A 10,109-nucleotide genomic window follows, 5' to 3' on the forward strand; every position below is an offset into this window, starting at 1 on the left:
CCGAGCGTGTTCTAGACCAGCGGCGCGGCGGGCGAAAGGGCGAAACTCAGTCGCAGGGGGCGGCGGCGGTGGCCTGCGGCACGACGGGGTGGCGCAGGGTGGTGCCGGGGACCAGCCCGCGGCGCGCAGCCTCGCCGCCCGCAAGTTCCAGCACCAGCAGCCGCTTGGGGTCGGGGTCGCCGGGGGCGGCGCCGGGAATGATGGTCAGGTCGTGGGGCTGGGCCTGCGGGTGGACGTGGCGCAGCACGCCCTTTTCGTCGAAGAACAGCATGTCCAGCGGGATCAGCGTGTCCTTCATCCAGAACCCGGCGGGCTGCGGCGCTTCATAGACGAACAGCATCCCGTGGCTGCGCAGCAGCTGCCGGCGCCCCATCAGCCCGCGGGCGCGCGCGGCCGGGTCGGCCGCGATCTCGACGGAAAACACCGCATGGGACCCCGAGGGCGTGGTCAGCACCACCTGCCCCGGGTCGCAGCTGCCCTGCGCAGCCGCCGCCCCCGCCGACAGCGCCAGCGGCAACAGCGCCCCGGCGACGATGCGCCGGGCGCCCCTCACAGCGCCTGTTTCGACATCGGCATCAGCGCCGAGCCGCCCTGCAGCAGCCGCCCGGCCGCGACACGACGCTCGCCACGGGCGGCGGGCGGGTCGGCGCGGGGCTCACCCCGGGGCGCAGACAGATCGGACCGCGATTCCAGCGAAGCCGCGGAGGCGGAGGCGGGGCCGGTATCCTCTTGCGACTCGCCCTCGCCCGAACGCTCGGGGTCCAGCGAATCCGACACCGCGCGTTCCCACGCGAGGATCTGCGCCGCCATCAGCCCGCGCGGGGCGGTGACCACGCGCAGCCCCACGGCCTCGCCCGATTGCAGATCGGCGAACCCCCAGCGGCGCAGCACCTCGACATGCAGGAACACGTCGCCCTTGCGCCCGAAGATATTGGCAAAGCCAAAGCCCTTCATCCGGTCGAACCACTTGACCCGCGCCGGCAGCAGCGGCAGCGCGTTCAGGTCGGCATCCTCCAGCGGCTCGAGATCGGCGATCGGCGCGATGGATTCGGCAGGGGCCGGCACCACCGCCACCACCTCGGACGCCTGCCGGCCGCGCGGGGTGCGGATCGCCAGCACCTCGACCAGCGCCCCCTCTACCACCGAGCTTTGCCCGAAGTTGCGCAGCACATTGGCGTGGACGAGCACGTCGGGCCCGCCTTCCGCATCCGCCAGGAAACCGAACCCCTTGACCGGATCGAACCACTTGATCTGGCCTTTGACGTATTCGCCGATCCCGGGTTCTTCGCCATTCATTACAAGATTATACCTCTGAGGCTCGGCGCGGAGATATTCCTGTCGCGCCGGGCACAAGTTGCAAAGTCGTGCCGCGAACCGGCGTCGGAGACAAGCTAACACCCGTCCGGGCGCAGGAAAAGCTGCACAAGGTCGGATGCGACAAGTTTGTCCACAAACTATGTTGACCCGAGAAGCGGTGCGTGGCCCCGGCGGCAGTTGTCCGGGCGGCGCCTCGCGCCGGGCAGGCGCAGGCGCCACGCGGCCCGCCGGAACGGCCGGGGCGGCGCGGCAGAGGCGCCCGGACTCAGGGCTGCAGCCGCTGGATGTCCCAGCCGCCGCCCGCGGCCGCAGCCCGGCGGGTCCAGCGGAAACGGTCGTGCAGGCGAAAGGCGCCGTCGGCCCAGAACTCGATCTGCACCGGCGTGATGCGGAAGCCGCCCCAGAACGGCGGGCGGGCGGGCGACAGCCCGTGGCGCAGCCCCTGCCGCGCCACCTCGGCCATCAGCGTCCCGCGGCTGTCCAGCGGCTGGCTTTGCCGGCTGGACCAGGCGCCGATGCGCGACTGCAGCGCGCGGCTGGCGTAATAGGCGTCGGCGGCAGCGCCTTCCTCGCGGGTCACGCTGCCGCGGACCCGGATCTGCCGGCGCAGCGATTTCCAGTGCATCACAAAGGCGGCCTTGCCGGTCGCGGCGATCTGGCGGCCCTTGGCGCTGTCGTAATTGGTATAGAACACGAAGCCGCCGTCCGGCCCCGGCTCGATCTCTTTCAGCAGCACCATGCGCACGTCGGGCAGCCCGTCCGCGTCCACCGTGGCCAGCGCGATGGCGTTGGGGTCATTGGGCTCGGTCGCGGCGGCCTCGTCCAGCCAGGCGCGGGCAATGGCGAAAGGATCCTCGCCCTGAAAAATCCCGGTGCGGTCGCTCATCTTGATGCCTTCCGGCCTTTCGCCTAATTCTCGGAGCAAGTTTGAAAGCGCGAGGGACAACCCATGTCAAGCGATACCCCGGCGATGGGGCTGATGGCCGGCAGGCGGGGGCTCATCATGGGCCTTGCAAATGACAAGTCCATGGCGTGGGGAATCGCCCGCGCCGTGGCGGCGCAGGGCGCCGAACTGGCCTTTTCCTATCAGGGCGAGGCGCTGAAGAAGCGGGTCGATCCGCTGGCCGCGCAGCTGGGGTCGGACATCGTGCTGCCTTGCGACGTGGGCGACATGGAATCGGTCGACGCGCTGTTCGCCGCGCTGAAGGACCGCTGGGGCAAGCTGGATTTCATCGTCCATGCCATCGGATTTTCCGACAAGGACGAATTGCGCGGCCGCTATGTCGACACCACCCGCGACAATTTCCTGATGACGATGGACATCTCGGTCTATTCCTTCACCGCGGTGACGCAGCGGGCGGCGGCGATGATGCCCGACGGCGGCTCGGTGCTGACCCTGACCTATTACGGGGCCGAGCGGGTGATGCCGCATTACAACGTCATGGGCGTGGCCAAGGCCGCGCTGGAAGCCTCGGTCCGCTATCTGGCCGAGGATCTGGGCAAGGACGGCATCCGCGTCAACGCGATCTCTGCCGGGCCGGTCAAGACGCTGGCCGCCAGCGGCATCGGCGATTTCCGCTATATCCTGAAATGGAACGAGCTGAACTCGCCCCTGCGCCGCAACGTCACCACCGACGACGTGGGCAAGTCGGCGCTGTATCTGCTGTCCGACCTCGGGTCCGGGGTGACCGGGGAAACCCATCACGTCGACGCCGGCTATCACGTCGTCGGCATGAAGGCGGTGGACGCCCCCGACATCGACGCGGTGACGGGCCGCAAGGCCGCCGAATGACACTTGCGGGCGCGGGACGACGCTGATGCAGGCCATCACCCTGCCCGCGCTGGCGCTGTTCGTCACCACGCTGGGGTTCGCGATCCTCTCGCCCGGGCCGGCGATCATCGCGGCCAGCCGCTCGGCCGCGGCGCGCGGGCGGCAGGCCTCGATGCCCTATGCGATGGGGCTGGCCTTTGGCGCCTCGGTCTGGTGCCTGTTTGCGCTGTTCGGGCTGACGGTGCTGTTCCGGGTGGTGCCGCAGTCCTACACGCTGCTGCGGCTGCTGGGCGGCGCCTATCTGATCTGGATCGCGGTGCAGATGTGGCGCCACGCCGCCGAGCCGCTGGAGATGCAGGGCGCCGCCGCCACCGGCCCCGGCTTTCGCCAAGGGCTGGCGTTGAACCTGTCCAACCCCAAGCCCGCGCTGTTCTATGGCAGCGTCATCCTGACCCTGTTTCCCGGCCTGTCCAGCCTCGGCGGCGCCGTCGTCTATCTGGTAGCGCTGGCGGTCGAGCTGGGGTTCTACGCCGCCGTCACCGCGCTGATGGCGACCGGCCCGATGCGCCGCGCCTATCGGGCCGCCAAGACCGCGATCGACCGCATCGCCGGCACGCTGATCGGGGCACTCGGCCTGACGCTGATGCTTCGCAACTGACAAGAACCCAAGGAGCCCGCCCCATGTCCATCCCGCCCTCCAATCCGCGCCCCGACCGCCTGCCGCATGAACGCGGCTTTCACGTCAGCTGGGACCAGCTGCACCGCGACGCCCGAGCCCTGGCCTGGCGGCTGCAGGACAAGGCCCCGCAGGGCGGCGGCGAGTGGCGGGCGGTGGTCGCGATCACCCGCGGCGGCATGGTCCCGGCGATGATCGTCGCGCGCGAGCTCGACATCCGCACCATCGACACCATCAGCGTGAAATCCTATCGCAAGGGCGAACAGGGCGAGCTGCAGGTGCTGAAAGCCCCCGATGCCGAGATGATGGGCGACGGCGAGGGGGTGCTGATCGTCGACGACCTGGTCGACAGCGGCCGCACGCTGGAACTGGTGCGCAAGCTCTACCCCCGCGCGCATTTCGCCACCGTCTACGCCAAGCCCAAGGGCCAGCCGATGACCCAGACCTATATCACCGAGGTCAGCCAGGACACCTGGATCTTCTTCCCCTGGGACCTGGCGCTGCAATATGTCGAGCCGTATCGGGGGAGCGACTGATCTTTCGGGTGGGGGCTTCCCGGATGCGGGTTGGGGTGGAGGTTCCTATGTCGAGGTCAGCCGGGAAGCTTGGGGCTTCCTCCCCTAGGCATGCGCTGCAATACGTCGAGCCTCAGCGCGGAACCGACTGATTTTCCAGGGAAGGCGTTGACGCTTCCCCGATATGCTCGTTCCTCGGATACGCCCTGCAGACGTTTCACATTACCGCCCCATCACCAACGTCATTCACAGCCTCTGGGTTCTTCCTTCTGTGGGGACCTCTCATGCAGACGTAGAGCGGTATCGCAAGCCCGTCCGATTTCGGCAGACAGGCAGTGTCGCTCTTCCCGGTGCAAGCAGCGCCGACGGCAGTGCAACTTGCACGAGAACTCGCATTGGCGAGAGGCGGTTCAAAGCTAGGAACTTTCAGCAAGCACGCCGCGGAAGAATTCCCGCGACCAGGAAGCACAGGGCCAAGCAACAGGGCTCGATCCTGTCATCTCAACATAGGCCCCTTCTCCGGCGCCGGCGGGTCCAATCATTCGCCACTTTCGCCCGGGATCTTGTCCTCGCCTTCAGGGGGCACACTGCGCCCGGGCTCGCCCTGGTCTTGCGCGGCATCCTGTTCGGCCTGGCGGCGCTTGTTGCGTTCGGCTTCCTCCGGGGTGGTGTCGCGGACCGGGTTGTAGCGGTTGCGTTCGAAGGGCAGGTTGCCCATGGCTCTCTCCTTTCGGGCTGAGGTCGTGGCCGGAGCCTTTTTCCGTTCGCTTCCCAACGTGCGGTGCGGGCGCAGGGTTGCATCGCGGGGCGGTCTTTCGGTGCAACCGCGGCGCGTAGTTCACAATCCGCAGGTGAAGCCGCGCCCAACGAATCGAGGCGGCGCGTCGAAGGTGTTTCAACCGCAGAGCATCATTCTATCGCCTCCCCCAGCAGCTCTCATCTCCAACCATGTTCCACGATTGTTCTTTACAAAGGGTAAAAATAATGGGAACAAAATAAAAACACACATGGAGACACTCATGTTCCCCCTGTCCAAGCTGCCCGAAGCGATCGCCGATATGCTGGGAGTTGCCGCCATCTCGCTGGCCACCATCGCCGTGCTCTGGCTGGGCTGAGCGCAGGCGGAACGGCGGTCACAAGGGTTCTCCAGCGCGTTCCGCGACTCTGGAATGCGGCCCTGCACTGGGCAAGGAAGCTTTGAGGTTCCCCACGTCCTGACCACAAGCCGAGCGCAATGCGGATAAAGTCCGACCGGCAAGCAAAGACCGGGATCCGCTGCACCCAGCCCTTGCCTGGCTCGTCTCAAGCGCTTGGGCGGCGCAGAATCGCCCCGGCCAGCGGCACATGAGGCCAATGCGGTTCAAAGGGACGATTTTTGGAGCGCGATAGCGGCTCCTCTTCGATACGGCTCCGCCGTCGCATCCGCCGCAGGCCGCGGCCGCGCTACTCCAACGGCGCCTTGCTGAATCCACCAGCGCTTTGCCGAGACGTCACCTGCTCGGCATCGCCGATGAGGCGAGGTTCCTGGTCTACCCGCCGCAAGCTTTACCCACAGGCAACGACGGGCCGTCCCGGCAATAGCGTGTCACATGCTGCTGCGCCCTGTTTATGCTACAGATTAGCTTGGCCACCGTGCAACGGGCCGCGTTGAAGCCCTTGCGGCCGAGCTGCCGCCAGACCTTCCGCACGCCGTAGACCTGCCAGTTCTCTTCGAACACCCGCCGGATGTCAGAGCGCAGGGCCGCGTCCCGGTGCGCCCGATCCGACATCCGTGCCGGGTCAGCACGCTTGGCCAGATGAGCGTATAGGTGGACGGGGCAATCGGCAGCACGCTGCAGATCGGCTCTACCCCATGCACACCGCGATGCACGTCGATGAACGACACCATCACTTCCACCGGCGGTCGAGTTCCGCCATCGCAAAATAAGCTGACGCCTTGCGGAGAATCTCGTGCGCTTGACGCAGCTCGCGGTTCTCCCGCTCCAGCGCCTTCATCTTCTCGGCCATGTCGCTCGGGATGCCCGCGCGCTTACCGCTGTCGACCTCGGCCTCATGACCCACTCGTTCAGGGTCTGGGCCGCGCAGCCGATCTTCGCGGAAATCGACATCACCGCCCGCCACCGCGATCCGTGCTAACCCTCATTGTGGAGAACCAGCCGCACGGCACGCTCACGCACTTCAGGGGAACTTGTTCGTCGTGCTCCTGATGCCCCACCCTACTCAGGAGTGGGAGCCTCCAGCAAACCCGGCGCGGTTCACCCGGCGTCCCTGGCGCAGCTTCGAGAAGCGACATCGCAACCTCTGCCTTGCAGCAGGCCAAGCGAGAGACACAGCAACCACCGCGCCGCCCCGGCAACAGCGCGTCATGCCTCGGCGCAGGCCTCCATCTCGCGCGCTGCTTCCCTCCTGCCCTCGCCACAGAACTCCCGCCGCAGCCTCTTCCGAATCAATAGCTGCGGATCAGCCCGACCAAGCGGCCCTGGATGCGGATCTTGTCTTCGGACAGGACCTTGGTTCCATAGGCCGGGTTGGCGGCCTCGAGGGCGATCATGCCGCCGCGGCGGCGGTAGCGTTTCAGGGTCGCCTCGGCGCCTTCGATCAGCGCCACCACGATGTCGCCGTTGTCGGCGGTGTCCTGTTCGCGGATCACCACCACGTCACCGTCGTTGATCCCGGCCTCGATCATCGAATCGCCGCGAACCTCGAGCGCATAGTGATGGTCGCGCCCCGACAGCATCGAGCCGGGCACCGCGATATGATGCGAGATTTCCGAGATCGCCTCGATCGGCACTCCGGCCGCGATGCGACCCATCACCGGCAGTTCCACCGCCGGGCTGTCGACGATGGGCATCGCCCCGCGCGGGCGTGGCGGCGGTGCCGGGCGGTCGTTCGAGATCACCCGCGGCTGAAAGCCGCCCGCCCCCTCACCCGTCCCTTCCTCGCCGCGCGCCAGTGCGTCGGGCAAGCGGATGATCTCCAGCGCCCGGGCGCGATGCGGCAGGCGGCGGATGAAGCCGCGTTCCTCGAGCGCGGTGACCAGCCGGTGGATGCCCGATTTCGACCGCAGGTCGAGCGCGATCTTCATTTCATCGAAAGAGGGCGGCACGCCATCGCGCGCCACCCGTTTCTGGATGAACTCGAGCAACTGGATCTGCTTTCTGGTCAGCACCGCACAATCCCCGCAAAAACGGCCCCGAACGGGGCAGGTTCATCCAATGTTCTAGGCACGTTCACCTTTCAGGTCAACGCATATCCCGATTCGGATGAAGAAACCGTTAACGCGGCAGCGGAATATACTGCATCAGCTCGCCCGCACGCCGCGCGGGGTCGTCCGCGGGGCGGACCAGCAGCGCATCGGCCTGCGCCAGCAGCGCCAGCCGGGCGGAATCCTGGTCGCCGAACGGGGCGATCACGGTGCCGCGCCCGTCCTCGCGCAGCGCCGCGCGCAGATAATGCTGGCGCCCGCCCTCGGGGGGCAGGTCGCCGGCCAGCGCGGCGTGGCGCACCACCGGCTGCGGCGCCGCGTGGCCCTGCATCGCGCGGATCAACGGCTGCATGAACAGCACCGCGGTCACGATCGCCGAGACCGGGTTGCCCGGCAGCCCCAGCATCGCGCCCTCGCCCAGCCGCCCGGCCATCAGCGGCCGGCCGGGGCGCATGGCGATGCGGTGGAAGGCGCGCTCCATCCCCAGATCGGCGGCGACGCGGGCGATCAGGTCGTGCTCACCGACCGAGGCGCCGCCGATGGTCACCACCAGATCGGCGCCGGCGGCCGCGGCGAATGCCTCGCGCAGGCTGGCTTCGGTGTCGCGGGCCAGCGGCAGGATCCGGGCCTCGGCCCCCGCATCGCGGGCCAGCGCCGCCACGGCGAGATCGTTCGAGCTGATGATCTGGCCGGGGCCCGGCGTCCCGCCGGGGGCCACCAGCTCATCGCCGCCGGCCAGCACCGCCACGCGCGGGCGCCGCCCGACCGTCACCTGCGGCACGTTCATCGCCGCCAGCAGCGCCAGATCGACCGCCGACAGCACCCGCCCCGCCACCACCCGGTCGCCGGCGGAAAAATCATTGCCGCGCGGGCGGATATTGCTGCGCTCCTGCGGCACGGTCACGGTGACCAGATCGCCGTCGCGGGTGGTGTCCTCCTGCATCACCACCAGCTCGGCGCCGTCGGGCACCGGGGCGCCGGTGAAGATGCGCGCGGCCTCGCCCGGCCCCAGCGTGCCGTCCCAGCCGCGGCCGGCGGCGGCCTCGGCCACCACCCGCAGCGGCCCGGGCAGGTCGGCGCGGCGCAGCGCATAGCCGTCCATCGCGGCGGCATCGAAGGGCGGTTGCGTCATCTGCGACACCGCATCCGCCAGCAGCACCCGGCCGCGGGCCTCGGCCAGCGCCAGCCGTTCCGGCTGCGGCGCGCGCGCCAGCCCCAGCACCAGCGCCAGCGCCTGATCGACGCTCAGCGCGGTCACGGCGCGGCCTCGAAGGTGCCGGACTTGCCGCCGGTCTTCTTCAGCAGGCGGATGCCCTCGATCCGCATGTCCTTCTGCGCCGCCTTGAGCATGTCGTAGACCGTCAGCGCCGCGACCGAGGCCGCGGTCAGCGCCTCCATCTCGACGCCGGTGCGGCCGGTGGTGCGGGCGGTGGCGATGATGCGGACGCCGGGCAGCGCCGGGTCGGCCACCAGATCGACCGAGACCTTGTCCAGCGGCAGCGGGTGGCACAGCGGGATCAGGTCGGCGGTGCGCTTGGCGCCCATGATCCCGGCCAGCCGCGCCACCCCCAGCACGTCGCCCTTGGCCGCACCGCCCTGGGCCAGCGCCAGGGTTTCCGGGGACATGATCACGACAGCCTCGGCCACCGCCTCGCGGGTGGTGGGAGTCTTGCCCGAGACATCGACCATATGCGCCTGGCCGGCGGCGTCGAAATGGGTCAGCATCACTCGACCTTCAGGATGGCTTCGGTGGCGGCGGCAACGTCCGGCTGGCGCATCAGGCTTTCCCCGATCAGGAAGCGGCGGACGCCGCCCTGCATCACAAGCGCCAGATCGGCAGCGGTGAACAGCCCGCTTTCGCAGACCACCTCGCGGTCGTCGGGAATGCGCGGGGCCAGCCGCAGCGTCGTCTCAAGATCCACCTCGAAGGTCTTGAGATTGCGGTTGTTCACCCCGATCAGCGGCGATTCCAGCCGCATGGCGCGGTCCAGTTCCCACTCGTCATGGATCTCGATCAGCACGTCCATGCCCCAATGGCGCGCCGCGTCCTCCAGCTCGGCCGCCAGCGCGTTGTCGACCGAGGCCATGATGATCAGGATGCAGTCGGCACCCCAGGCGCGGGCCTCGGCGACCTGATAGGGGTCGTGCAGGAAATCCTTGCGCAGCACCGGCAGCTCGCAGGCCTCGCGGGCGGCGGTCAGGAACTCGGGCGCGCCCTGGAACGAGGGCGCATCGGTCAGCACCGACAGGCAGGCGGCGCCGCCCTGCTGATAGGCGCGGGCCAGCGCCGGCGGGTCGAAGTCGGGGCGGATCAAGCCCTTGGAGGGGCTGGCCTTCTTGATCTCGGCGATCAGCGCCGGGCCGGTCGCGGCCTTGTCGGCCAGCGCCTGCGCAAAGCCGCGCAGGGGCGGGGCGGCGCGCGCCTCGGCCTCGACCGCCGACAGCGAGCGCGCGGCCTTGGCGGCGGCGATTTCCTCGAGCTTGTAGCTCTTGATGCGTTCCAGAATATCCATGCACACAGATAGCGCCACGGCAGGGCCGGACGCAACTGCCTCCCCCCACACCGCCGCGCCCACACGGCAACGCGCGGCTTTTCTTCATCACATAAATATCCTCGGGGCTTCC

The 10,109-nt window shown here is 68.7% G+C and carries 11 protein-coding genes, 1 pseudogene and 1 other annotated feature; of the genes and pseudogenes, 3 read left to right on the top strand and 9 right to left on the bottom strand.

Annotated features, from left to right (window positions below; translation table 11 throughout):
- Window positions 1–46: 46 nt before the first annotated feature.
- From BUB57_RS04095 to pdxH, 3 genes are all read right to left on the bottom strand, one after another.
- Window positions 47–553, bottom strand: coding sequence for a DUF192 domain-containing protein (locus BUB57_RS04095; protein WP_073062562.1), 507 nt, complete (start codon window positions 551–553; stop codon window positions 47–49).
- On the bottom strand, window positions 550–1,296 hold the full coding sequence (locus BUB57_RS04100; RefSeq protein ID WP_073062583.1) for a cold-shock protein: 747 nt from the start codon (window positions 1,294–1,296) through the stop codon (window positions 550–552). The genes BUB57_RS04095 and BUB57_RS04100 overlap by 4 nt, the downstream gene beginning before the upstream one ends.
- A 286-nt stretch (window positions 1,297–1,582) precedes the next feature.
- Window positions 1,583–2,203 (bottom strand): pyridoxamine 5'-phosphate oxidase, encoded by a 621-nt coding sequence (gene pdxH / locus BUB57_RS04105; protein ID WP_073062587.1) that lies wholly within the window; start codon window positions 2,201–2,203, stop codon window positions 1,583–1,585.
- A 63-nt stretch (window positions 2,204–2,266) separates the two neighbouring features.
- Here pdxH and fabI point away from each other — a divergent pair, with 63 nt between their 5' ends.
- From fabI to gpt, 3 genes are read left to right on the top strand one after another with little or no spacing between them, the layout of a single operon-like run.
- A complete protein-coding gene (fabI, locus tag BUB57_RS04110; protein ID WP_073062590.1) occupies window positions 2,267–3,109 on the top strand; it encodes an enoyl-ACP reductase FabI in 843 nt (280 codons plus the stop codon).
- 25 nt (window positions 3,110–3,134) lie between these two features.
- Entirely contained in the window at window positions 3,135–3,746 is a 612-nt protein-coding gene (locus BUB57_RS04115) for a LysE family translocator (RefSeq protein WP_073062593.1), read from the top strand.
- A gap of 23 nt (window positions 3,747–3,769) precedes the next feature.
- Window positions 3,770–4,300: a xanthine phosphoribosyltransferase gene (gene gpt / locus BUB57_RS04120; RefSeq protein ID WP_073062597.1), complete on the top strand. Its 531-nt coding sequence runs from the start codon at window positions 3,770–3,772 to the stop codon at window positions 4,298–4,300.
- 517 nt (window positions 4,301–4,817) lie between these two features.
- Here the strand turns inward: gpt and BUB57_RS04125 are convergent.
- The 6 genes and pseudogenes from BUB57_RS04125 to trpC form a co-directional block, all read right to left on the bottom strand.
- Window positions 4,818–4,997, bottom strand: a complete 180-nt coding sequence (locus BUB57_RS04125; RefSeq protein ID WP_073062601.1) for a hypothetical protein — start codon at window positions 4,995–4,997, stop codon at window positions 4,818–4,820.
- A gap of 880 nt (window positions 4,998–5,877) precedes the next feature.
- A pseudogene (locus BUB57_RS16235) lies at window positions 5,878–6,456 on the bottom strand (IS3 family transposase); the annotation flags it as partial.
- Window positions 6,093–6,209 (bottom strand) — a sequence feature (AL1L pseudoknot). It overlaps the preceding pseudogene by 117 nt.
- 269 nt (window positions 6,457–6,725) lie before the next feature.
- On the bottom strand, window positions 6,726–7,448 hold the full coding sequence (gene lexA / locus BUB57_RS04140; RefSeq protein WP_073062607.1) for a transcriptional repressor LexA: 723 nt from the start codon (window positions 7,446–7,448) through the stop codon (window positions 6,726–6,728).
- 106 nt (window positions 7,449–7,554) lie between these two features.
- Window positions 7,555–8,742: a molybdopterin molybdotransferase MoeA gene (locus BUB57_RS04145; RefSeq protein WP_234951979.1), complete on the bottom strand. Its 1,188-nt coding sequence runs from the start codon at window positions 8,740–8,742 to the stop codon at window positions 7,555–7,557.
- Entirely contained in the window at window positions 8,739–9,209 is a 471-nt protein-coding gene (gene moaC, locus BUB57_RS04150; RefSeq protein WP_073062610.1) for a cyclic pyranopterin monophosphate synthase MoaC, read from the bottom strand. Before moaC ends, BUB57_RS04145 begins: the two co-directional genes overlap by 4 nt.
- Entirely contained in the window at window positions 9,209–9,997 is a 789-nt protein-coding gene (trpC, locus tag BUB57_RS04155; RefSeq protein WP_073062613.1) for an indole-3-glycerol phosphate synthase TrpC, read from the bottom strand. The genes moaC and trpC overlap by 1 nt, the downstream gene beginning before the upstream one ends.
- Window positions 9,998–10,109: the final 112 nt, after the last annotated feature.

It is taken from the genome of Paracoccus solventivorans (genome assembly GCF_900142875.1).
GTDB classification, from domain to species: domain Bacteria; phylum Pseudomonadota; class Alphaproteobacteria; order Rhodobacterales; family Rhodobacteraceae; genus Paracoccus; species Paracoccus solventivorans.